A 24,454-nucleotide genomic window follows, 5' to 3' on the forward strand; every position below is an offset into this window, starting at 1 on the left:
CCAGCTTTTAAATACTAAACACCCCCTCCGCTTACGCTGAGGGGGTGTTTTTTATGGCGGGCAGAAAAGAAAATAGGAAAAGAATAGATTAAAATAAATGAACTTTCTAAAAATATTAATTTATGACAAACGTATATATTATTGGCTCTGGTAAATTAGCAACTGAATTACTCAACGGATTAGATCTGAATCAAGTGTATAAAGTCCTTGCTTGGACAGACCGAAATAATCATGAAGCTGAAGGCGCTATTGTTGTACATGCTGGTTCTGGCAGAGAACTCAATGAAGCGATTTTGTATTGTAAAAAGACAGGTTCTCGTCTTATTGAGTTATCAACCGATAGGGATTACAAGCAAGAAAATTGGGATATTCCTGTTGTTTTATGCCCAAATACCAATATATTAATGCTTAAATTTATGAATATGATTGAAAAAAGTGGGCACACTTTCAGCCAATATCAAATCAGTATCATCGAATCTCATCAAGCAAATAAGACTTCTGTACCAGGAACAGCTGTAGCGATGGCCAAGTCACTTAATCTACAGAATAATGCAATCGAATCAGTGCGTGATGTTAAAAGACAACAAGTTGAACTTGCGATTCCTGAACAAAATCTAACTCGGCATGCCTATCATCGTATTCAAATATCAGATGATAAGTCTTGTTCAATTGTTTTAGAGACAAAGGTTTTCGGTGATTCCCCGTATGTTGATGGGGTTAAAGAAATTATTTGTGCTGTAGCAAAAAATCACTTAGAAAATCGCTTATATGATGTCATGGAGTTTATTGATAATCAGTGGATTTAATTTAAAGACGAAAGGGATCATTTGAGAAAGGCGACAGCTCAAGACGTTTAGAAATAAATGGCGCTGTTTTTCAAAGATAAAATCTAGCATGCTATAACAAATCGTTTTGCCAATATTTTATGCAAGAAAGACCTTATATCAGAGCTGTGAAGTTTAAATCACCTGAGTCCTTGGATTGGGCCAGTTATCCTTATGTCGTTCCTGCTGTTAATGATTTAGAAAGCATTGAGTTCCATCCAGAAGTCACTTTCTTTGTCGGGGAGAATGGTTCAGGAAAGTCGACCATTCTTGAAGCCTTGGCGCTTGCTTTGGGTTTTTCAGAAGAAGGTGGAACGCGTAATGTACAATTGAATACTGCGACAACGGCTTCTGATTTGCATCAGGCAATTCGAACGATCAAAAGCTATAAGAAGCCTCAGGATTATTACTTTTTGCGTGCTGAGAGCTTCTATAACGTTGCAACCTATATGAAGCAAGTGAACTATTTGGTGGAGTATGGGGGAGATATACATTTACGCTCACATGGGGAGGCTTTCTTAAAATTATTAACAATGAAATTAAAAGGGAAAGGTTTATACCTTTTAGATGAACCTGAAGCAGCGTTGTCTCCAACGATGTTGATGACAACCTTATCGGTTTTAGATCGTTTATGTCAGCAGCAATCTCAATTTATTATTGCCACCCATTCTCCTATTTTATTGGCTTATCCAAATGCCAAAATTTATCAGTTTTCCGACACTGGGATTAGAGAGATATCTTATGAAGAAACAGAGCATTTTCGGGTAACAAAGGATTTTTTAAATAATTATCAAAAGAGAATTCAGCAGTTGCTAGAGAAAGAATAGACAAAAAGAAGCCCCATCATCCTGACGGGGCTTCTTCATATTCAGTTTATGTCGTTGATATCCTATTAACGACCACGTCCTGTGTCTGTTCTTATTCTCAATGAGACTTCCTGTCTCTCTATGCTTTATATATTAGCGATCAAGTTGGCAGTGGAACAGACGTCAATCAACCTAATCAACGTACGCTTAGGCTTACAACTAAGCGATATTATACTTCTGTAGTTTGGCAATCAGTGCTGCTAAGCCTTTCACTTCAAACTCGTTGGCTTCAAAGTTCTCGTCTTTATTGCGTTTAAAGATATCTCGAATTTCAATTACGGCATTGGGATCAACTAGACCTAAGCTTGAGGTCACTTGGCGAATTTGGCTAATTGAGCGTGAGCCATTGGTTGAACCATAGCCGATAAAGGCTGCAGGTTTGCCTTGCCATTCTTTACCTACATAATCCAAGGCATTCTTCAGTGCTGGACTATAGCCATGGTTATATTCAGGGCTAATGAAGATAAAGGCCTGTGCCTGTGCAATTTTATCTGCCCATTGTTGTTGTTTCGGCTGATCATAGATGCCTGTCGCAGGTGGGTGAGAACCAGCAAAGAGCGGTAAGTCCCATTCCTTAAGATCGACGATTTCTGTTTGAATATCTTTTAATGCGAGTTCTGCTGTTGCTTGCTCTACCCAATTGGCGACTTTAATCGCGGTACGGCCTTCACGAACACTACCAACAATAATATAAATCAGCATATTTAAATTCCTGTGTTATTGCTTTGATTTTAAAAATGAATGCCTTTAAATGATCTTATACTTTTCTTCAGCGTAAAAAAAAGCTCTCATTTGAGAGCTTTTTTGTTACATCAATTTGATGCCTTGCTGGCCTGCTGGGGTAACTTTGAAGATTTCCACTTCAAAAGTAATATTTTTGCCTGCCAGTGGATGATTAAAATCAATCTCTGTGATGTCATCATTGACTGATTTTACGATGCCAAACAAGGTTGCTTTGGCCTTATCTTCAAATTCAATCATATGACCCACAATTGGGCGTTGCTCAAATTTAACTGTATCGAAGGTCTGAATATTTTCAGGATTCCAAGGACCAAAAGAATCTTCTGGTGGTAAATGTACGGTACGACGGTCGCCTGCACGTAAACCAAAGAGTGCCTTTTCAAATCCTGGCAGTAGATTACCATCGCCAATCACGAGGCTGACAGGCTCTTCACGACCGCGAGTACTATCGATTTCAACACCATTTTCAATTGAAACTGAAAAGTGTAATTCAACTTTTGAGCCGTCTTGAATACGAATTTCTTCGTTTGGTTGAATAATTTCGTTCATCTTATGCATCCGCATTTTGGTTGCGTTTCTTCTCAAGGAAGAAGGTATCAATCAGCAGTAAAATCGTGCCTAGGGTAATTGAGCTATCCGCAAGGTTGAAGGCTGGGAAATGGCTGTTTTGATAATAAACATGAATAAAATCGACCACATAGCCCAAGCTAACACGATCAATCAAATTGCCAATTGCACCACCGAGAATCAACGCAATCGCCATCGGTAATACAATCATTTTCTTTGGCATACGCATCAGCCAGAAAATGAAAATAAGCGATACCACACCTGCTAAAGAGGTGAAGAAGTAGCGTTGCCAGCCACCTGCGTCAGACAAAAAGCTGAATGCTGCACCATAGTTATGCAACAGCGTCCAATTTAAAAAGGGCAGTACAGGAACAGGATCTGCATAATTTAAATGTGAACTGGCAATCCATTTGGTCCATTGGTCCAGCACAATGGCAAGGACAGAAAGTCCAAGCCAAAGCAGGTTATGCGGATAAAATTGGAATAAGCCTTTTTTTGCTGGGCTAGTTTGCACAGAATTATGCATATTTTCTCACTTCGCCACTGCCAGTGACGTTGATAATACAACGAGCGCATAAACCAGAATGGCCAACATGTGTATTTACATCTGGCAGTACATGCCAGCAACGTACACATTTTTCACCATCTGCTGCGGAGACTTGGACACGTAATCCTGCAAGATCCGTGCTTTCACCTTGTTCAGCATAAGGGTGAACGATGACTTGAGAGGTGATCAAGACAAAACGTAATTCATCAGCCAATTGGTTTAACAATGTCTGTAATGCTTCATCTGCCCAAAGTTCAACTTTTGCAGATAAGTTACTGCCGATGAGTTTAGCGTTACGTGCTGCTTCAATCTGTTTATTTACTGCTGATTTTACGCTAATCAATGTTTGCCAATCTGCTTCAGACAGTAAGTTAGCTGTTGATGCGGTTGGAATGTCATACCATTCAGCCGTGAATACATATTTACCAGTTTGTTCAGGAATCAATGGCCACGCTTCTTGTGCGGTAAAGCTGAGGATCGGTGACATCCAACGAACAAAAGCTTGCACGATATGATATAGCGCAGTTTGCGCAGAATGACGTGCCTGTGAATCTGCTTTGGTGGTGTACTGACGATCTTTGATGATATCGAGGTAGAAACCACCCAAGTCATTAATACAGAAGCTTGTTAGCGCATTAGTGACGATATGGAAGTTCATCTCTTCATAGGCTTGCTGAATGGTTTTTTGAACTTCAGCAGCGCGTTGCAAGATGTATTGATCCAATGCAATCAACTGGTCAACTGGTAGCGCATCTGTTGATGGTTTGAAACCATTCAAGTTGGCCAACAAGAAACGTAAGGTATTACGAATACGACGATAACCATCTGATGCGCGGCTAAAGATTTCTTTACCAGCTGTCATTTCGTAACGATAGTCAGCAGATGCGATCCAGAAACGTAAGCCATCAGCACCCATATCTTTGATAATGTCTTGTGGGGTAATGATGTTGCCTAATGATTTAGACATCTTACGGCCTTTCTCATCGACCACAAAACCGTGGGTGAGTAAGCCTTTATATGGGGCACGTTCATTGATCGCGATTGAGGTTAACAATGACGATTGGAACCAGCCACGGTGTTGATCTGAACCTTCAAGATAGAGGTCTGCTGGATCTTGTAAATCATCACGTTCACGCAGCACAGCGTAGTGTGTAGTTCCAGAGTCAAACCAAACGTCCAGAGTATCGCGTACCGCATTATATTGTTCTGCATCGGCACCAATGAACTCACTTGCTTCACGGTTATACCAGCCATCAATGCCTTCTTGCTCGATCAGTTTTGCCACTTCTTCGATCAATTCAGGTGTACGCGGGTGCAGGGCATTGGTATCTTTGTGCACGAAGAATGGGATTGGTACACCCCAAGTCCGTTGACGTGAGATACACCAGTCTGGACGGCCTTCAATCATCGACTGAATACGGCTTTGGCCCCAATCAGGTACAAATTCGATATCATTTTCAATCGCATTCAAGGCATTTTGACGCAGACCATTGGCATCCATGCTGATAAACCATTGTGGGGTCGCACGGAAGATAATCGGGGTTTTATGACGCCAGCAGTGTGGGTAGCTGTGTTTGATTGGCTGATGTGCCCACAGACGACCAACTGCACCCAATGCCTCAATGATTTGAGGATTGGCTTTATAGATGTGTTCCCCTGCAAAGATTGGCGATGTTGGTAAATAAACACCATTACCACCGACAGGGTTTTCAACTTTTAATTGATATAGCAAACCGACTTTATAATCGTCCACACCATGGCCAGGTGCAGTATGCACTGCACCTGTACCGCTGGTCGCAATCACGTGCTCGCCTAAAATCACAGGGACTTGACGATCTGCCAGTAATGGATGTTGTAAAAGAAGGTTCTCAATTGCAGCACCTTTGAAATCAGCGAGTACCACTGGATTTTCCAGTTTGTAACGTTCGATTGCTGATTCAACCAAGTCTTTGGCAAGAATAAAGTTTTGCGTACCACGGTCAGTGGTCACTTGAACCAATTGATAGTCGATTTCAGCGTGTAGCGCGACCGCTTGGTTGGCAGGCAAAGTCCATGGGGTAGTGGTCCAGATCACGATATCCGTGGCATCTTGAACCTCGACATTCAAACGTGTGCTGAGCTCTTTAAGATCAACAACGGTAAAGCCAACATCAATCGCATCTGATTTTTTATCTTCGTATTCAACTTCGGCTTCAGCCAGTGATGAACCACAGTCCATACACCAGTTCACTGGTTTTAGACCTGGTTCGATATGGCCTGCTTTGGCAATGGCGCCCAATGCACGCACGATATCCGCTTCTTGCTTGAAGTTCATGGTCAGGTATGGATTGTCCCAATCACCAAACACGCCCATACGCACAAAGTCTTTCTTCTGTAATTCGACTTGGGTGTAGGCATATTCACGGCAAGCTTTACGGAAAGTTGAGGCATCAACTTTAACGCCTACTTTACCGACTTTTTCTTCGACTTTTAGTTCGATTGGTAGGCCGTGACAGTCCCAACCTGGTACATACGGTGCATCGAAGCCATCTAAAACGCGGCTTTTAATAATGATATCTTTTAAGACTTTATTGACGGCATGACCTAAATGGATTTGACCATTGGCATATGGAGGGCCGTCATGCAGTACATATTTTTTCTTGCCAATACGCGCTTCACGAATCTGCTGATAAATGTTGTCGGCATACCACTCTTCTAACCATTTGGCTTCACGCACAGCCAAGTTTGCCTTCATGGCAAATTCAGTCGCTGGCAAATTGAGTGTGGCTTTATAATCCACTGCATTTTCAGGAGTTTGCTTATCGCTCATGCAAGTTTTCTTCCAGTTTGATCAGTTTGTAAACTGACATGTATTACTTTAGGATTTGTGAAGTATTAACAAACCCTACTAATTAAATTTAAAAAGGAAATTCTGGTGTGTGGTTACGATAGTCTCGTAACTTTTGCACATCATCATCAATTCCGGCTTTGAGGGCTTCAAGCGAAGGGTAATTCAGCTCACCATGTAAATAGTGAAGGAAAGTGACCCGCATCAATAAGCCATACAGATTAGCAGAAACATCAGGGAAATGTACCTCTAATCGCCATTCTGGCTGGTCTTGTTTGATGGCTGGGCGTGTCCCCACATGACCTGCACCAAACAGACTGTCGGCTTGATAGCCTGCAATCCCGTTCAGGGCAGGATCTGGATGTTTTACTTTTGCGTTCAATGATGCATTTTCACACACCACATCCACTGCATAAATGCCGTTTAAACAGGGTTTATGGCGGTTTAAACGTACATTAATGGTTGGAAAATCAAGGGTGCGACCAATCTGGTCACCATATTGCACTCGGCCTGTAATGCTATACGGACGACCCAATAATTTTGCTGCTAATGCCAAATCACCCTCTTGAAGGACCTGACGAATACGGGTTGAACTGACACGTTCACCATTTAAAGCCACGGTATTTAAATTGGTCACGTCAAAGCCGTAGTCACGCAAGAATTCACTGTTACCTTGACGGTCTTTACCAAAATGGAAGTCATCACCGAGGACTAGGCTTTGTGCATTGAGTTTTAATTTAAGTAGTTCAGCAAATTCTGTGGCATTTAGACTTCTAAAATATTGGTCAAATTTCGCAACAGCAATGTAGTCCACACCGAGCTCAGTTAAATATTCTACTTTTTCTCTGAGCGAGCTGATGCGAGGAGGTGCTTCATAACCTTTAAAAAATTCAAGCGGTTGCGGCTCAAAAATCATCACTAATGTTTTTAAGCCTTGGGCTTCAGCCAAGCTTTTGAGTTGAGCAATCATCGCTTGATGGCCGAGATGGACACCATCAAAATTGCCAATCGTTACCGCAGTCGGAGGTAACTGAAAATCTGGCGATAAAGCGTTGAGACGAAGCAACTTCATGGGCGTTAAATACAGTGATTTTGCAAAGGCTATATATTGCCATATTCTCAGCGTTTCGTCTTGTTGTTGTGTTTTTACACAGAAAAATTTCAATATTTAAAGTTTTGTTATCAGTTAAATTTATTCATTAAATAAAAATAAATCAATTTTTCTTATTTATGGATTGACCTAAAATAACTGCATAGTCGCTTGATATTGAGAAAGAGATGAAAAAGCCGTTTTATCAGCTAGAGCAGAGTACCGATGTAATTCGCCATTTTACCCCGAACTGGTTTACTGCAACCATGGGAACAGGTGTGGTGGCGATGATTTTAGCACAGCTGCCTTTCGCTTCATCTGTCTTATTTATGCTTGCGACCAAATTATGGCAGTTTAATATTCTGTTATTTAGCACTTTTAGTGTGCTTTATATTTTACGCTGGATTTTATTTCCGGCTGAAGCCAAGCAGATTTTTACTCACCCCAATATGAGCTTATTCCTCGGTGCGATTCCGATGGGCTTAGCGACGATTGCCAATGGTTTTCTGAGCTTTGGTATCCATCTATATGGCGATATCGCCATTCAAATTGCGACTTACCTTTGGTATATCGATGTTGTTCTTGCAGTAGTGATTGCGTGGGTGGTGCCATTTTGTATGTTTAGCTGCCAAGATCATCAATTACAACGGATGACTGCGGTATGGTTACTCCCGATCGTGGCCTGTGAAGTCGCTGCCAGCTCAGCAGGCTTGTTGCTACAGCATTTAGCTGCCGATCAACATGCGTTAACCATCTTGATCACAGGCTATGTGTTGTGGGGCATTTCTGTCTTACCTGCTTTTGCGATCTTAACCATTTTGATGTTACGTTTGGCTTTGCACCAGTTACCTGAAAAAGAGGTCGCGATTTCTAGCTGGTTATGTTTAGGGCCGATAGGAACAGGGGCATTAGCGTTATTATTATTGGGTGAACAAGCGCCACGTATCATGCAGGCAATGGGCTTTGAAGGCTTAGCGACATTACTGCCAGCCTTGGGTATTGTGGCAAGTTTGGTACTATTAGGTTTTGGCTTATGGTGGTTTGGGATTGCGATTTTGACCACACTGCGTCATATGCGTACTGGCATTCCATTTAACTTGGGTTGGTGGGGACTGACTTTCCCATTTGGTGTGTTTATCTTGGCGATCTTTAACTTGGCGCATCAGTTACATATCGACTTCTTACAGTATACGGCTGTGGTTTTAAGTCTGTTGTTGGTTGGCCTATGGGTATTGGTGATGAAGAAAACGTTGGTAGGGGCCTATAGCGGTCAATTATTTTTCTCTCCTTGTTTGGTCGCCTTACAGCAGAAGATGCAATAATATCAAGGTGTGCTTTAGCACACCTTTTTTGTGTCTCTATTTTGATTTGAACGAGTCTTTTTTATGAATGCTGATATTGCTCTGATTATGGCCTTACCGAATGAATCTAAAGGCTTGTTTGAACAAGCAGGCATTGACGTTCATTACAGTGGCATCGGCAAAATTAATGCAGCATTCAAGGCATTTGAGGTGATTCAAAAGACAGGCTGTAAGACGCTGATCAATCTAGGCAGTGCAGGCAGTTCACATTTCGACGCGCACAGTTTGGTTGAAGTCATCACTTTCGTACAACGTGATATGGATGTGTCTCCCTTAGGTTTTGCTGTGGGCGTGACACCGATGGATGACGAAATTCCTGCGGAGATTCATACCCAAGCCCATTTTGAGCTTTTGCCTAAAGGGATCTGTGGTACGGGTGATTCTTTTGAAACAGGGATTCCTAAAGTCAGTTGTAACCTCGTCGATATGGAAGCCTATGCTTTAGCCAAAGTCTGTCAAAAGCTCGGAGTACGTTTGATTTCAGTCAAATATATTACTGATGGCGCCAATGAGACGGCTCATTTAGATTGGGAAGAAAATCTGTTGCTCGGTGCACAAAAATTATTGGCGCTGTATCAGGCGCATTTTTAAATGTAAAGGTTTAATACAGTAGTGAAAGTTAATAAGCTACTGAAATTAAATAATTGTTTTTGGAATTTGCATAAGGCCTATTACGTTAAATGAACTAGGAATTAGCGAAAATGTTTACTTTGTAAATTTCGTCGAATAAAAGCTTAATTTTATTGTTGAATGATCTTTTAGAAATAGGGGTTGTACAACAAAGTTTTGTATAGCTAGGTCCCTAATTGTGTTGGGGTACCTGTTTCAAAACAATAATTTTTGAAGCAAGCTCAGCACTGTTTTTTGCTTTCAATTTTTTCATAAGTCTACCTCGGTGTACTTCGACAGTGCGATAAGAAATATCGAGTTTATATCCGATTTCTTTACAAGTCATTCCATTGACAACGTAAGTGGCGATCTCTCGCTCCCTTGGCGTTAGGTTCACAGTGGGACTAATAATTTGTTCAATGCGCTCAAAATGCCAGATCATCAATTGAAACGGTTTTTGGGGAGTCAATGTATAACCGTTTGCCCTCGCCCAGAAAACCTCACCATCCTTGTGTTGCATGAAACGTTCATCTGAATATGCACCATTACTGGCATGTCTTAGCCAGTTTAAGCTACGATCTCCAATAGTAAGGTAGTCCGCTTTAGATGGATAAAGTTTTAGAATAAGTTCACCAACTAGATCTTCACTTTTAAATCCAAACAGGGTTTTAAATGCTTCATTAAGAGCCAAAATTCGCCGATTTTTAGTGATAACCTGAGCTGCAGGAGAAAAACGGAAGGCTAGACACTCAAGGTCTTTCTGTTTTGAGCATGTAAAATCAGTCATTACGATCTACTTTCCTCACAGACTTTGAAGGTGGTTTCATATATTCAAAACAATTGGTGATACATTTCAATAACTACGGATAGATATCCAGTTTTTGGTATGACTCAGTACTGTTTAGATAATAGATAAGAAGTTTATTTTATTTACTACTTTAAGGACAAGTTTATTTTATTTATAGAGAGAAATAGGGAGTAAAAATTGACAAGTCAGCTCACTTTATAACATCAAGCTGACTTGATAAGAACGACTAAGTTCCTTCTAAAATGTACAAATGTGCTGAAGAAGACCTATACCGAAAATCAATAATATCCTGATACTCTTTAGAGTAATAGAACTCTTGTGCCTTTTCGACAGATGAAAATTCAAGAAAAATAATGCGCGGCACTACACGTTCTCCTTCGATTACTTCCGGAGATTCAGTCGCAACTAAGAATTTAGCATCGTATTCTTTAAGGATAGGCTTGACCTTGGTCATGTATTCGTTAAAGAAAATATTTGGGTCGTTAATAGTAAGTTCTGCGAAAAGATAACCTTTTTTACTCAAAGAATGTGTCTCACTAGATTAAGTTATGTACGAATTCAAAGTGAAGCTGCAACAACTCCACATTTTAGTCTAATTGGCCTAAAGATGTTAGAAGTCAATAGGCAAGTGGCTTGGACGCTCGCAAGCTACCGTTTGCATTTTTGCTGGAACAGACATCTCGAAAAGTTCCAAATCTGAGGATATAGCAGTTTCATTATGTTTAAGACCTGGTGGAATGAAAAGTGATTCACCTGTTTCAACACGGATAGTTCGCCCATCTTCAAATTGAAGCTCAATCCAGCCACGTAATGCATAGACAAAGTGCACATCGCAGATATGATAGTGCCAACCTGTCTGTTCCATCACATCTGTAGCACATGTTACTTGTGCTCTTGCAACACCTTCAGTTGCGGTGGTTAGGCCGAGGTCACGGTACTTGAAAAAAGCTCTCCTTCCTGAAACGTATGGTGCTGTTTCTAGTGTGGCATAGGTTAAATTCTTAGCGAGTTCTGCAACAGACTCTGGGAGCTCTAGTGCATTTTTGAGTTCAGTTTGCATTTTAAATCATCCTTCATTTATTTGACGTTAAACGTTTAATAGTTGGTTGTATGTTCGCCTTTGATTGCAAACGAAGGTACCGCTTTAGCTCTACGAAAAGTTTATATACATAAACTCAGGCTACGGTACTCAATCAAATCAGGCCAGTTGTATAGAACAGTCCAATTACAAAGAAGACTGCTAAGGTTTTGATAATTGTTATTCCAAATATCTCTTTATATGACTGCCTATGTGTCAGTCCTGTAACTGCAAGCAATGTAATTACTGCACCATTGTGCGGGAGGGTATCCATACCACCGCTTGCCATGGATACGACTCGATGCATTACTTCTAATGGAATATCTGCGGCATTAGCTGCAACAATAAGCTGTTCACTCATTGCTGCAAGTGCAATGCTAAGTCCGCCAGATGCAGAGCCAGTTATTCCAGCGAGGGTACTTACTGAGACTGCAGCCTTAATCAATGGGTCGGGGAGGTATTGCAAAGCGCTGCTGACTACAAGGAAGCCAGGCAAAATGGCAATGACGCTACCAAAGCCATACTCAGATGCCGTGTTTAGTGCTGCCATAGATGCACCAGATACTGCCTGCTTAGCACCCACGATGAAGCGTTTATGAATCTGCTTAAAAGACACCGCTACTACGAACAGTATCCCGCATAGCAGTGCACCTTGTACGGCCCAAATAGCTGCCGTACTGGACGTTTTGGCCGTCATCTCTGCTGTCAAACCAGGGAATAAATCAGGACTGATCGAGTAGAGAGCGCTGTACCAAGTAGGGATATTCGCAGTGAGGAAGTAGTTGACTATCCCCACCAAAAATAATGTAGCTAAAGCTAATAGAGGGTTGGGGAGGTTAGCTGATTGGACACGCTCAGGTTCATTGGTATGCCCCTCTCCGTAGCCTTCACCTGCCGCCATTGCTGATTTCCGACGTAGTTCCAAGTACATGATACCGATGACCACTACAAAAATAGATCCTGAGATCCCGAGAATTGGAGATGCCCAAGAGGTAGTATTAAAGAAAGTAGTCGGAATTATATTTTGAATTTGTGGCGTGCCAGGAAGCGAATCCATCGTGAACGAGAACGATCCGAGAGCAAGAGCTCCAGGCATTAATCGCTTTGGGATATTGTTCTGTCTATATAGCTCTGCTGCAAATGGATAAACAGCAAAGACAACAACAAAAACAGATACTCCACCATATGTCATCAGCGCGCAGGCCGCTATAACAATTAAGTTAGCTTGAGAACGTCCAAAATAACGGATTGCGGCGGCGACAATCGCTGCTGAGAACCCAGATATCTCAACAACCTTACCAAATACTGCACCTAACAAAAAAACAGGCAGGTAAAGTTTTAGAAATGTCGCCATCTTCTCTAGAAAAACCTCAGAGAAAATTGGAGCGACAGAAGAGGGATCAATAAAGAAAACAGCACCGAGCGCTGCAACTGGTGCTACGAGTATTACACTGTGGCCTCGATAAGCCATTATCATTAAAAAAGCTAATGCTGCCAAAGCAATGAACACAGACATAGTATATCTCACATACGGTTAGATTTACTCTTGTTTAATCAAGATAGAAAAGCGCTTTAGCGTCCCATTTAAGCCATTTAAATAGCTAAGGGAGGGATATATCAGCAACTAAGTTAGCTTTCCTGTCTTGCTCACACCGCTGGCAAGGTATCCACCATCTACGGGTAAATATGCACCGTTAATGTATGCGGCACCGTCTGATAAAAGAAAAAGGATTGTTGAGGTCATATCATCCAGTAAACCAAGGCGATGGGCAGGGATCATGGAAGTGTATGCTTCGATTGTTTCGGGGGTATAGCTAGCTTCAGTTAGAGGCGTCAGTACAGGACCTGGTGCAATTGCATTAGCAGTAATGCCATAAGGTCCAAGCTCCATTGTCAGTTGTTTGGTGAGCCCCACCATCGCTGCTTTGGAAGTTCCATAAGCTGTACGGCCTATCCCTGCTCGCTCCGCGCTCACCGAGGCCACATTAACGATCCGACCAAATTCTGCTTTCACCATGCTCTGGCTTGCACGCTGTGAACAGAGGAATGTACCTGTCACGTTTACTGTCATCACTTTATTAAAAAGGTCTACTGGATAGTCAATGAATGCATGAATTCCTAAGATTCCTGCACTATTAAGTAATAAGTTTGTCGTATCTCCATACCAATCTTCGGCTTTTTTAAAAGCTGAATCGACAGAGTTTGCATCGGATACATCAATTTCTAGGGCTATAGCCTTTCCACCTTGAGAAAGAATCTCATTTGCAACCTGAGATGCATTTTCGAAGTTTAAGTCTCCAACGACAACGTATGCTCCTCTTGCTGCCAATGCAATTGCTGCTGACTCTCCAATTCCTGAACCTCCACCTGTTATAAAGGCTGTTTTGTTTTTAAAATCCATGTTCTATATATCCTTTTTATTTCCAAAAATTAATCAAGCGAATTGTTGATGATTGTGATAAATCGAGGCTATATTCTTTAAAAGACAAGCTTGCTTTAAGGTGTATATTCATACCACTTGATTAGAGTTTAAAAATTTTGCACGAATATTATTGCATTGACCATTAGTGCAACTACGTATAGGCGTACACAAATTTAGGGCTTTTGCGACTAATAGTCTTAGAAAAATGGATGATAGTTTTAATAGTTATTCGATTTTTTTTAAATAATAGACTTGATACGAAATCCTTTAGATTTTGTATTTAGTATCAATGCTTTAGTTGGTGCCGCTTTTATGTTCTGCACACTGGAACAGGCTTTTCCGTGACTTTTCATGTTCCATAATTTTGTTTTGACAAACTTAATAACATTCTCATGCACTGAATAAAAAAGCGACTTACACAGTCGCTTTTTAGTGTACGTCAATCGCTAAAATTAAACCTTTTCATTGAAGAAAATTTAACGTGGCAATACGCCGTATAACATCATATGCACGGTATGCTCAACCGTGCGTTGAAACATGCTACGGTTACGCAAAGTTTTACCCGTGACCATTTCCATTTGTGTCGAAAAATCAGCATAGTTTTGGGTGATTGCCCAGATATTGAGAATCAACAATTCAGGATCAATCTCTGCAGACAATTTACCTTGTTCTTGCCAAGTTTGAATCACTTTAGTTTTACGCTTAAACAGTTTTTTTAACGGCCCTTTTAAGATCGGTAAAATATGCGGGGCACCTTGAATAATCTCAAGCGCAAATAAACGTGAGGCTTTAGGCTGATCACGTGAGCTTTCAATTTTTTGAATTAAATAGTGAGTGAGGGCTTCAGTAGGCTCAAGCTCAGACTCCAGAGTTTGCAAGGGTGCAAGCCACTTTTGTAATACCGTGGTGAGCACTTCGACATATAGCGACTCTTTATTTTCATAGTAATAGAAAATATTCGATTTATGCATATTTGCCAGTTGCGCAATCTCATCCAGACTGGCACCACTAAACCCATAGACGGAAAAAACATCTAGGGCAGCATTCAGCAGTTGATTGCGCTTTTGTGTACTTTTTTTCTGTTCCATCTGCGAGCTTAATTCAAAAAATGTCATTGACATTGTAAGATAAATTGTCGGATTTGTGCACAATAACCCAGATTTTTTATCGAAAAAATTGCCGACTTTATCGCGATGCTAACGATGTATTTGATAATTATTGAAATCTAAAAAAGCGCATACATATTTTGTAAAAAATTCGTTTGAGATTGAAGCGGCATATGCTAAATATCGCCCCAGAAAAGTGCAAAAAAGCACGGTTTTAGGTGGCTAAAACCGCATCAAGGACTTGTTGTTCAAGTTGTGCGAAAGCAATACTTTTTTTCCGTGGACGAGGTAAATTAACCTCAAAACTTTGTGCGATATGCCCTTGATCCAGCAAAATAATTCGATCTGCTAACTGTACTGCTTCACTGACATCATGGGTGACCAGAATCGCGGTAAAACCTTGTTCTTTCCAGAGACGTTCAATCAGATTCTGCATTTCTAGACGAGTCAATGCATCGAGTGCACCGAGTGGTTCATCCAACAGTAAAATTCGTGGCGAATGTGATAATGCGCGTGCAAGGGCAGCACGTTGTCGTTGTCCACCTGAAAGCTGGGCAGGCCATTGGCTGGCTTTATCTTTTAAACCCACTTTTTCCAATAATGTGGCTGCAAGTTGATGTTGATCTTTCGCTAAGCCGAGCTGAGCATTTTGCAAAATGCTTTTCCACGGCAATAATCGCGGGTCTTGGAACATGACCCGAATATCAGCGCTGGTAATGCCTTCGCGGAAATTGCGAGCGGACTGGAATTTGATTTCACCGTAACTGGCTTTTTCCAATTGGGCAATTAAACGCAGTAGGGTACTTTTACCGCAACCACTGCGTCCGACGATGGCAACGAACTCACCAGCTTCAATCTTGAGATCTAAATCCTCAAGGACTTTAACCTCACCATAGAATTTATACAGTTGCTCAATCAGAATATCAGCACCATTGGCAGGTGCGGTGGTAGTTTCTGGCTCGGCAATTGGCTGAATGAGATTGTTATCGTAAAAATTTAAATTAAGATTACTCATCTTTTCATTCCTTTTATTTTTGATAGCCTGCATGCCAACGCAATAAATAGCGCTCCAAGACTTGAGCCAATACATCAGCTAATTTTCCAAGTAGGGCATACAGTAAAATCCCGACCAAGACGATATCTGTTTGTAAAAACTCTCGTGCATTCATGGTCATATAGCCAATTCCTGCTTGTGCAGAAATGGTTTCAGCCACGATGAGCAGGACCCAAACCAGACCTAAAGAGAAACGTAGCCCAACTAAAATCGAGGGCATCGCACCAGGTAAAATAATGTCTTTATAAAGTTGCCAACGATTGAGTCCGTAACTTTTTCCCATTTCGATCAGTTGTGGATCAACCGAGCGAATACCGTGATAAGTGTTGATATACATTGGAAAAAATACGCCGACAGCCACTAAAAATAGCTTGGCAGTTTCATCAATCCCAAACCATAAAATCACCAGTGGAATCAGGGCTAGCGCAGGGATATTACGGATCATTTGCAAGGTGGTATCTAGTAAAGTCGATGCGATACGGGACGAACCATTCAATAGCCCCAAAACTAACCCTAAGCCACCACCAATCAATAAACCGAGTAAGGCACGACCCGCACTGACTTTAACATGCTGCCAAAGTTCACCACTGAGCAGTAAGTGCCAGAATGCACTTACGACAGCAGTTGGAGCAGGTAAGACTCGACTTTGCAACACACCAGAGCTAGAAGCTGCTTGCCAAATCAGGATCAGTAAAATCGGAAACAACCAGGGCAGTAAACCTTTGCCTATTTTTTGTGTTCCACGTGAAACATCCTTCAAAAAAGGTTTCGCACTCATGCGTCCTCCTTGATCAAGGTTTTTGCTTCCTTGGTCTCAGGGACATAGTTATTGGCAATGATTTCTCCGAAAGGCCCAGTTAAATGCGGTTGTGCCAGTTTTTCACGGGTTTTGAGTGGTAGTAATGGGAATACCAATTCTGCAAAACGGATCGATTCTTCTAAATGCGGGTAACCTGAAAAAATAAAGGTATCAATCCCCAAGTCGGCATATTCTTGAATACGTGCGGCAACGGTTTCAGGATCACCCACTAGAGCGGTCCCTGCACCACCACGGACTAAGCCGATACCCGCCCATAGATTTGGAGACACTTCCAATTGATCTTTACGTCCGCCGTGTAGTGCAGCCATACGTTGCTGACCGACTGAGTCCATTTGTGCAAATTTTTTCTGTGCTGCGGCAATGGTCGCATCATCCAGATATTGGATCAGTTCATCGGCAGCGGCCCATGCTTGTTCATTGGTCTCGCGTACAATCACATGCAAGCGAATGCCATAAGTGAGTGTACGGCCTTTGGCTGCTGCTTTAGTACGTAAATACTCAATCTTTTCTTTCACTGCCGCAGGGGGTTCGCCCCAGGTTAGATAGGTGTCAACTTGCTCTGCTGCCAACTCAGTTGCCGCCTCTGAAGAACCACCAAACCAAAGCGGTGGATAAGGCTGTTGGACAGGTGGGTAGAGTAATTTGGCATCATCCACACTCAGGCGCTCACCATGAAAAGTAAAAGATTCACCTGTATGTGATCGGGTCAAGATTTCACGCCAGATTTTGACATATTCGGATGCGGTCTGATAACGGGTGCTGTGATCTTCATATAGACCATCACCTTTCAACTCTTGCTCGTCGCCACCTGTGACCAGATTCAATAAAATACGGCCATTGGAGAGGCGGTCAAAGGTCGCTGCCATGCGTGCCGCAAGCGCAGGTGTGGTAATGCCTGGACGCAGCGCCACCAAAAATTTAAGTTGCTTGGTGGCATCAATTAAACTGGCTGCGGTGATCCATGGATCTTCACAAGAACGGCCAGTCGGAATCAATACCCCTGCATAACCGAGATTATCTACGGCAACGGCAATCTGTTTCATATAAGCATGATCGACCTGACGAGCACCCTTGCTGGTGCCTAAATAACGACTGTCACCATGAGTGGGAATAAACCAGAAAATATTCATGTCGATGTTCCTTATGAAAATGAAATGTATGTTTATTGGGCAGACCAGACACTGTGCTGAATATCGATCTGCACAGGAATCAGTTGCTCTTGTTTAAATAAATCGGCGATTTGCTGCTGGCTCTTGATCACTTCACTATTGAGCGCATAGACAGGTGAAGGTTTTGGTCGTTTGTTAAGGACTTGTTGAGCGACAGGCGTACTGAGTCCAGTACTTTGTGCATAAATCTGTAAGGCTTGATCTTGATGTTGCACAATCCATTGATCGGCACTGTTCACGCTATGAATGAATTTCTGTGCTGAATCGGGATGCTTTTGAATGAAGTCTGGATTGCCGATATAAAAGGAATAGGTGGTTGGAAAGGCTGAGCCATCGACCAAGGTTTTGGTGTGGCCTTGTAACTCCGCAGTTCCAAGATAGGGTTCCCAAATTGCCCAAGCATCTACGGCCTGTTTATCAAAGGCTGCACGTGCATCGGCAGGCGGTAACCAGATGGGTTGAATGTCTTGCCAAGATAACCCTGCTTTTTGCAAAGTTTTGGCGAGTAGTTCATGTGCACTTGACCCTTTTTGTACGGCGACACGCTTACCTTTTAAATCTTGCAGGGTATTGATCTTATCGTTGGCATGGACCAGCACAGCTTGGCCTGTCGGTGCAACCACCTCATAAGCCACGTAGCTTAGCGGCTTTGCTGCGGCTTGCGCAAAGATCGGTGGCGTATTGCCGACATAACCAAAGTCGACTGCACCAACAGCAAGTGCTTCTAACATTTGCGGGCCAGCGGGAAACTCACGCCATTCAATTTTTGCATTCGGGAAGGCTTGCTCAAACAGTTGTTGTTGTCTGGCTACCAATAAATTGAGCGATGATTTCTGGAAGCCAATCGACAGGGTTTTGACCGCCGTGTTTTCATTGCTTGAAGCTGTTTTTTCAGTATTTTGGGGGGCGCTTTTTTGGCAACCGCTGAGTGAAAATGTAGAAATCAGCACGCCGAGAACAGAAACCTTCAATAATAACCTCATCATTATCCCCTTATTATTTAAGCTCGTTCTTTAAAACGGCATCTTGAATCAGCAATTGCTTCGGAATCAGTTTTTGTGCAAAGAAGGCATCGGCCACATATTGTTGTTCTTTGGCGACTTTGTCGGAGATCGGTTGAACTCCGAAGCCCATGCGCGAAATTGAGCTTTTTAAAACATCAAACTCGAGCCCTGTTGGTTTTTCTAGTAATTTAGCTGCATCATCTGGATGGGTTTGCACCCAATCTGTGGTCTGGTTCAGTGTACTGACCAGCGTTTTAAGTGCTTCAGGATGGCTTTCGGCAAATTGACGGTCTGCCAAATAAAACTGGTGATTGCTGACCAAATGCTCGCCTGTAGCGATCACTCGCGCATGAATTTGATGTTCTGCTGCGGCAAAGAATGGATCCCAGATCACCCAAGCATCGACTGCACCTTTTTCAAATGCCGCACGGGCATCGGAGGGTGGCAGGTAAACAGGTTGAATATCTTTTAAGCTGAGATTGTTTGCTTCTAATAGTTTGAGTAACAGGTAATGAACATTTGAGCCTTTATTCAGCGCAACTCGTTTACCTTTCAGATCTTGGATCGATTGAATCGGCGAGTCTTTTTGTACAATCAGGGCTTCGGCCTTAGGTGCAGGCGGTTGGTTGGCCACATAGACCAGATTGGGATTGGCTGCTTGAGCAAAGATCGGTGGTGCTTCACCTGCTTCACCAAAGACCACACTACCGACATTTAGTCCTTCTAACAGCTGTGGCCCCGCTGGGAATTCCACCCATTTCACCGTGACACCTTGAGCAGCAAGATTTTTTTCTAATTCACCTTTTGCTTTGAGAATCGGCAAGATGCCATACTTTTGAAAGCCGATATTTAATGTTGTGGTTTGTTGTTTTGTGGTCTCTTGCTGCTCAGGTTTTTTTGCACAACCTGCAACACCCATCACACTGGCAAGGCTTGCCGCAATGAGGGTCGATGTTGCCCATGAGCGATGGAGTGAAATAGCCATGTTGGTTGTGCTCCCCGAAAAATCAAAAGATTTAAATAAGATGAGCAACTAAGCTAAAACTTTTTTTATTGCATAAAAAATAAATAATCGGGCTTTGCTTATGATGAAAAGTGCAAAATAGAAGATTGCATAATCTTATCGCTAAATGGAATAAGTGTTAAAAAATAAATTTTATTAAATTATTGTTTTTAATATAATTTTTATTATTTTACGCTGTGGTGAATTTATTCTTCATTCAGACTTAAGCAAAGATAATGATGATGAAGAGAGATCTTTATCAAAAATAAACATATCTCTTCATCAGGTGAGGGGCTTAGCGCAGTCTCTTTTTAAACACCAAAGAATTGCGTTGATAGTTATATAGGGCCTGACGTGCATTGGGTAAATCATCCACGCTGGCAGGGACAAAGCCCTGTTCAAGGAACCAGTGAGCGGTTCGAGTAGTCAGTACAAACAGTTGCTGAATCCCTTGTTGTTTGGCTTTACTTTCCAGAAATTGCAAAATCTGGCTACCACGATTAGATTTACGGTAGCTTGAATCGACTGCAACACAGGCGATTTCCGCAGAACGAATTTCATCTGATCCTGCCGGAATCGGGTACAGCGCAGCACAGGCCAAGATCATGCCATCTCGTTCAATCACTGCAAACTGTTCAATCTCACTTTCAAGACGTTCACGTGAGCGATACACCAGAATGCCTTCTTGCTCTAATGGGCGGAGTAGATTGATTAAACCACCGACATCCTGAATATTGGCAATCCGGACTTCTTCATAGTGCGCATCGGTGATCAATGTCCCGACACCGTCTCGGGTAAATAATTCTTCAATCAACGCGCCATCATAGGCATAAGAAATCAAATGCACACGATGTACACCAGATAAGGACGCTTGTTGTGCTTGCTTTAGGTGTAATGCAAATTCTGGATATTGCTGCTGATTTTGTTGAATATAGGGTTCAAGCTGACGCGGGCTCAATTCACGTAATAACTGTTGTTGCTCATTCATCAGTCCTTGTTTTTCACCCAAGAAAATCAATTTATCGGCTTTGAGTGCCGTCGCGGTTTTAGTGGCGACTTCTTCTGCCAGTAAATTAAACACTTCACCCGTGCTGGAATAGCCAGTTGGACCAAGCAGAACAATATTATGATTGTCTAAATGGCGCTGAATCGCATCGGTATCAACCGAACGGACTTCTCCAGTGAGCTGGAAATCAATGCCATCGCGAATTCCATAGGGTTTGGCCGTGACAAAATTGCCAGAGACCACATCAATCCGAGCGCCATACATCGGCGAGTTGGCCAATCCCATGGAAAGCAGGGCTTCAATTTCGAGGCGAATAGAGCCAACTGCATTCATCACCCCACGTAAGGATTCACGTGTCGTCACACGACGATTTTGATGAAAAGGGGTTTCAATATCACGATCAAGAAGATTTTGATTGATCTGTGGACGCGCGCCATAGACCAAGATAAGACGAATGCCCAAAGAGTGCAGCAGGGCAATATCATGGATAATATGTTGGAAATTTTCGTGCTGAACCGCTTCGCCAGCAAACATCAGTACAAAGGTTTTATCGCGATGCGCGTTGATATATGGGGCGGAATGGCGGAACCAATGCACATAATCTTGGGGGGTACTATGTGAATTTTCAGTCATTTGGTTCGCCATGTCGATCTCAGATATGCAGCACTAGATCTGATTTTAACGAAAAAAATCAAAAGATAAATCTATTCCTAAAGCGAGCATTCAACTTTATTGAATCGAGTGACTCAAAGGGGCTTAGAAACCCATGATTCGAATAATGCTATTATCATCGGAATTGACTAAAATATAGTCATTATTAATCTTGTACCATTGTTCGTTACGACCCGGGCGCGGTAGATTACTGTCTTTGTAGTCGACTTTATAACCGTTACCACGATAATGCTGAGGCATCACATAGCCTTCCTGCCAACGATGTTGTTTTAAACGCTCGACCCCGCGTTCTTCACGCATGCGACGTTCACGTTGACGATTTTCACCATCTGGACGATCAAAGCCACGACCATTTTGCCAACCGCCACCACGCGAATCATCATCACGATCATGCGGACCTGCAAAAGCCCCCAGACTACTGAACAGGGTTGTCGAACCTAAAACCAAGATAATGAAAAATTTTTTCATGATGCACCTTATGGACTTCGGATGTCTCTCATGTGAACTACTGTACGTTAAAAATGCAGAGAAACTGTGAAGATCGATTCATTATTGCTTTAAAACAATGAAGATTTTTCACCCATTTCTCTGAAAAAAGCAGTTTTAACGTCAGTGTCCAATGCTATTTAGAATTATTGTTAGGATGAAATTAAGCTTGAGCGTCAATACTTTGGCCATTCATATCTAAACTGTCATCGCCCATGAGGTACAGATAGGCGGGCATAATGCTATCTGGAGTCGGGAGCACTTTTGGATCTTCCTCTGGATAAGCTTTGGCACGCATCGCTGTACGGGTTCCACCTGGATTGATGCAGTTAAAACGAATGTTCGGATAGGTGTTTTCTGCGGCAAAGATTTTGCTCATGGCTTCGGTGGCCACTTTAGAGACTGAATAAGCACCCCACAAGGCACGTGCTTCACGACCAACACTTGAACTGGTAAATACCACCGAAGCATGTTCAGATTTTTCCAGCAAAGGCAACAAAGCCTGAGTCAGGGCAAAAGGGGCGCGTAAATTCACAGCCAGTACATCATCCCAAACATCGACAGGATAATCAGCCAGTTCAACCCGATCACCAAGCATCCCTGCATTATGCAAGATACCATCCAGACGACCGAATTGCTGCTCTAGCGTGCTCACCAACAGCTCATAATCATGGGTTGATGCGGTTGAAAGCTGTAAGGGTAAAATCGCAGGCTGTGGCGCACCTAAGCCCTCAATTTCATCATAGATCACTTCAAGTTTATTTAACGTGCGACCGTGCAAGACCACCGTTGCGCCGTGTAGGGCATAACTCATCGCCGCAGCGCGACCAATCCCATCACCAGCACCAGTGATCAGGATAATACGATCTTTCAGTAAATCTGGACGAGGTTGATATTCTGAATATTTCATTGTTATGCCTCCTGTTCTTATCTGCAAAAATTTAAATTTAACCCATCATACCCTGATTTTCTGACAACACCGTGATTTTCTGTTTAAGCAGTTGGTGCAGTTCAGCAACGGTATGAATAATCGCATCAGCCTGCCAAGCATCAAGATCATCGCGGGATTCTACTGGTAAATAGCCGTAGGCTGCCAAGATGGTATACATGTCTGCATGACGACCGGCATCAATATCGCGTGGATGATCACCGACATAGATAATGTCTTGGGCATCGATCTCCAGCTGTTTGGCAGCCAAATACATTGGCTCAGGATCAGGTTTGGTCTTGCTGACATCTTCTGGGCAGACCAAGACCGCACAACGCTCAGTCAGATCCAGTTTAGCCAATAACGATTCACTTAAACCACGCGGCTTGTTGGTGACAATGCCCCACGGAATTTGATGTGCTTCAAGCTCTTCAAGCAACGGATACATCCCTGAAAACAGGTCGGTATCGACCACAATATTGTCACCATACACATCTAAAAAGCGTTGCCGATGCGCTAAAAATACCGGGTCTGTGACTTCTAATTCAGGATAGACCAATTTCACCATGGCACGTGCGCCTTCTGACACCTGAGTGCGGATGGTATCGGCATCCACCACAGGGCGTTGTTCATCACGACACATTTGCTGGATGATACGAATAAAGTCCGCAGCGGTATCGATCAGCGTACCATCTAGGTCAAATAAAACCGCTTTCATTCGGCACCTGCATTGGTGGTATGCACCATGTAATTCACATCCACATTCGGCGCTAACCAGTAGTGTTTGGTAATCGGGTTGTAGTGCAAACCAGTCATTTCTTTGAGGCTAAGCCCTGCATTACGAATATCATGCGCCATTTCTGACGGGCGAATGAATTTATGATAGTCATGTGTGCCTTTAGGCAATAAACGCAGTACATATTCCGCGCCAATAATCGCAAATAAATATGATTTAGGGTTACGGTTAATGGTTGAGAAGAACACATGACCGCCTGGCTTGACCAGCGTTTGGCATGCTTTCACAATTGAAGCAGGATCTGGCACATGCTCCATCATTTCCATACAGGTCACCACATCGTATTGACCTGCTTGCTCTTGTGCCAATTGTTCAACGGGGATTTGACGATATTCAATGTTTTGCACATTGTCTTGTTGTGCATGCAAACGACCGACAGCAAGGGGTGCTTCGCCCATATCAATACCGAGGACATCGGCACCACGGCGTGCCATGCTTTCAGCCAAGATGCCACCACCACAGCCGACATCAAGTACTTTTTTGCCCGCCAAGCCACCGACACGTTCATCTACCCAGTTTAAACGTAAGGGATTGATTTGATGAAGTGGGCGGAATTCTGAATGTTGATCCCACCATTTGGCAGCCAATGCTTCAAATTTTGCGATTTCTTGCGGGTCAACATTCAATTGCGACATGGTGTCACCTCTATCTTAGGATGATTATTTCGGTT

25 protein-coding genes are annotated in these 24,454 nt (G+C 42.6%); 4 read left to right on the forward strand and 21 right to left on the reverse strand.

Translation table 11 applies throughout. The features are described 5' to 3' along the window. Window positions 1–122: 122 nt before the first annotated feature. Together NG55_RS18720 and NG55_RS18725 are read left to right on the forward strand one after the other, a co-directional pair. Window positions 123–806, forward strand: coding sequence for a dihydrodipicolinate reductase C-terminal domain-containing protein (locus NG55_RS18720; protein WP_065344090.1), 684 nt, complete (start codon window positions 123–125; stop codon window positions 804–806). Between the two features lie 119 nt (window positions 807–925). After that, on the forward strand, window positions 926–1,651 hold the full coding sequence (locus tag NG55_RS18725; protein WP_065344091.1) for an AAA family ATPase: 726 nt from the start codon (window positions 926–928) through the stop codon (window positions 1,649–1,651). Window positions 1,652–1,849: 198 nt separating this feature from the next. On the opposite strand, the gene NG55_RS18730 is transcribed toward NG55_RS18725, so the two are convergent. The 5 genes from NG55_RS18730 to ribF form a co-directional block, all read right to left on the reverse strand. After that, entirely contained in the window at window positions 1,850–2,392 is a 543-nt protein-coding gene (locus NG55_RS18730) for an NADPH-dependent FMN reductase (protein ID WP_016542468.1), read from the reverse strand. A gap of 105 nt (window positions 2,393–2,497) precedes the next feature. Further along, window positions 2,498–2,980, reverse strand: a complete 483-nt coding sequence (locus NG55_RS18735; protein ID WP_065344092.1) for an FKBP-type peptidyl-prolyl cis-trans isomerase — start codon at window positions 2,978–2,980, stop codon at window positions 2,498–2,500. 1 nt (window position 2,981) lies between these two features. Continuing rightward, window positions 2,982–3,512: a signal peptidase II gene (gene lspA / locus NG55_RS18740; protein WP_101236801.1), complete on the reverse strand. Its 531-nt coding sequence runs from the start codon at window positions 3,510–3,512 to the stop codon at window positions 2,982–2,984. A 4-nt stretch (window positions 3,513–3,516) separates the two neighbouring features. Next, on the reverse strand, window positions 3,517–6,354 hold the full coding sequence (gene ileS, locus NG55_RS18745) for an isoleucine--tRNA ligase (RefSeq protein WP_065344093.1): 2,838 nt from the start codon (window positions 6,352–6,354) through the stop codon (window positions 3,517–3,519). Between the two features lie 88 nt (window positions 6,355–6,442). Next, window positions 6,443–7,444, reverse strand: a complete 1,002-nt coding sequence (ribF, locus tag NG55_RS18750) for a riboflavin biosynthesis protein RibF (protein ID WP_065344094.1) — start codon at window positions 7,442–7,444, stop codon at window positions 6,443–6,445. Between the two features lie 206 nt (window positions 7,445–7,650). Between ribF and NG55_RS18755 the strand changes: the two genes are divergently transcribed. Both NG55_RS18755 and NG55_RS18760 read left to right on the forward strand, forming a co-directional pair. After that, window positions 7,651–8,784 carry a TDT family transporter gene (locus NG55_RS18755; protein ID WP_065344095.1) on the forward strand — a complete coding sequence of 378 codons (1,134 nt, stop codon included), beginning with the start codon at window positions 7,651–7,653 and terminating at the stop codon, window positions 8,782–8,784. Window positions 8,785–8,847: 63 nt separating this feature from the next. Beyond that, the gene (locus NG55_RS18760; RefSeq protein WP_065344096.1) at window positions 8,848–9,414 is read left to right on the forward strand and encodes a phosphorylase family protein; all 567 of its coding nucleotides are present in this window, start codon (window positions 8,848–8,850) and stop codon (window positions 9,412–9,414) included. Window positions 9,415–9,625: 211 nt separating this feature from the next. On the opposite strand, the gene NG55_RS18765 is transcribed toward NG55_RS18760, so the two are convergent. The 16 genes from NG55_RS18765 to ubiG form a co-directional block, all read right to left on the reverse strand. Beyond that, entirely contained in the window at window positions 9,626–10,219 is a 594-nt protein-coding gene (locus tag NG55_RS18765) for a LuxR C-terminal-related transcriptional regulator (RefSeq protein WP_065344097.1), read from the reverse strand. Window positions 10,220–10,466: 247 nt separating this feature from the next. Continuing rightward, window positions 10,467–10,763, reverse strand: a complete 297-nt coding sequence (locus NG55_RS18770; RefSeq protein ID WP_065344098.1) for a DUF1330 domain-containing protein — start codon at window positions 10,761–10,763, stop codon at window positions 10,467–10,469. An 87-nt stretch (window positions 10,764–10,850) separates the two neighbouring features. Beyond that, entirely contained in the window at window positions 10,851–11,300 is a 450-nt protein-coding gene (locus tag NG55_RS18775; protein ID WP_081409018.1) for a cupin domain-containing protein, read from the reverse strand. A 133-nt stretch (window positions 11,301–11,433) separates the two neighbouring features. Then, window positions 11,434–12,834 (reverse strand): GntP family permease, encoded by a 1,401-nt coding sequence (locus NG55_RS18780; protein ID WP_065344099.1) that lies wholly within the window; start codon window positions 12,832–12,834, stop codon window positions 11,434–11,436. A 108-nt stretch (window positions 12,835–12,942) separates the two neighbouring features. Beyond that, window positions 12,943–13,719 (reverse strand): SDR family NAD(P)-dependent oxidoreductase, encoded by a 777-nt coding sequence (locus tag NG55_RS18785; RefSeq protein ID WP_065344100.1) that lies wholly within the window; start codon window positions 13,717–13,719, stop codon window positions 12,943–12,945. A gap of 497 nt (window positions 13,720–14,216) precedes the next feature. Next, the gene (locus tag NG55_RS18790; protein ID WP_004907340.1) at window positions 14,217–14,828 is read right to left on the reverse strand and encodes a TetR/AcrR family transcriptional regulator; all 612 of its coding nucleotides are present in this window, start codon (window positions 14,826–14,828) and stop codon (window positions 14,217–14,219) included. A gap of 232 nt (window positions 14,829–15,060) precedes the next feature. Next, window positions 15,061–15,861: an ABC transporter ATP-binding protein gene (locus NG55_RS18795; protein WP_016542477.1), complete on the reverse strand. Its 801-nt coding sequence runs from the start codon at window positions 15,859–15,861 to the stop codon at window positions 15,061–15,063. A 13-nt stretch (window positions 15,862–15,874) separates the two neighbouring features. Beyond that, window positions 15,875–16,678, reverse strand: coding sequence for an aliphatic sulfonate ABC transporter permease SsuC (gene ssuC, locus NG55_RS18800; protein WP_065344101.1), 804 nt, complete (start codon window positions 16,676–16,678; stop codon window positions 15,875–15,877). Continuing rightward, window positions 16,675–17,850 carry an FMNH2-dependent alkanesulfonate monooxygenase gene (ssuD, locus tag NG55_RS18805; protein ID WP_065344102.1) on the reverse strand — a complete coding sequence of 392 codons (1,176 nt, stop codon included), beginning with the start codon at window positions 17,848–17,850 and terminating at the stop codon, window positions 16,675–16,677. The genes ssuC and ssuD overlap by 4 nt, the downstream gene beginning before the upstream one ends. A gap of 32 nt (window positions 17,851–17,882) precedes the next feature. Further along, window positions 17,883–18,872, reverse strand: a complete 990-nt coding sequence (locus tag NG55_RS18810; protein ID WP_065344103.1) for an aliphatic sulfonate ABC transporter substrate-binding protein — start codon at window positions 18,870–18,872, stop codon at window positions 17,883–17,885. Window positions 18,873–18,885: 13 nt separating this feature from the next. After that, the gene (locus NG55_RS18815; RefSeq protein WP_065344104.1) at window positions 18,886–19,878 is read right to left on the reverse strand and encodes a sulfonate ABC transporter substrate-binding protein; all 993 of its coding nucleotides are present in this window, start codon (window positions 19,876–19,878) and stop codon (window positions 18,886–18,888) included. 313 nt (window positions 19,879–20,191) lie between these two features. Beyond that, on the reverse strand, window positions 20,192–21,547 hold the full coding sequence (argA, locus tag NG55_RS18820; protein ID WP_065344105.1) for an amino-acid N-acetyltransferase: 1,356 nt from the start codon (window positions 21,545–21,547) through the stop codon (window positions 20,192–20,194). A gap of 111 nt (window positions 21,548–21,658) precedes the next feature. Continuing rightward, window positions 21,659–22,042, reverse strand: a complete 384-nt coding sequence (locus NG55_RS18825; protein ID WP_016542483.1) for an RcnB family protein — start codon at window positions 22,040–22,042, stop codon at window positions 21,659–21,661. Between the two features lie 181 nt (window positions 22,043–22,223). Continuing rightward, a complete protein-coding gene (locus NG55_RS18830) occupies window positions 22,224–22,970 on the reverse strand; it encodes a YciK family oxidoreductase (RefSeq protein WP_016542484.1) in 747 nt (248 codons plus the stop codon). A 37-nt stretch (window positions 22,971–23,007) separates the two neighbouring features. After that, window positions 23,008–23,706 carry an HAD family hydrolase gene (locus NG55_RS18835; RefSeq protein ID WP_016542485.1) on the reverse strand — a complete coding sequence of 233 codons (699 nt, stop codon included), beginning with the start codon at window positions 23,704–23,706 and terminating at the stop codon, window positions 23,008–23,010. Next, a complete protein-coding gene (gene ubiG, locus NG55_RS18840; protein ID WP_016542486.1) occupies window positions 23,703–24,419 on the reverse strand; it encodes a bifunctional 2-polyprenyl-6-hydroxyphenol methylase/3-demethylubiquinol 3-O-methyltransferase UbiG in 717 nt (238 codons plus the stop codon). Before ubiG ends, NG55_RS18835 begins: the two co-directional genes overlap by 4 nt. Window positions 24,420–24,454: the final 35 nt, after the last annotated feature.

This window comes from Acinetobacter gyllenbergii, assembly GCF_001682515.1.
In the GTDB taxonomy this organism is placed as follows: Bacteria; Pseudomonadota; Gammaproteobacteria; order Pseudomonadales; family Moraxellaceae; genus Acinetobacter; species Acinetobacter gyllenbergii.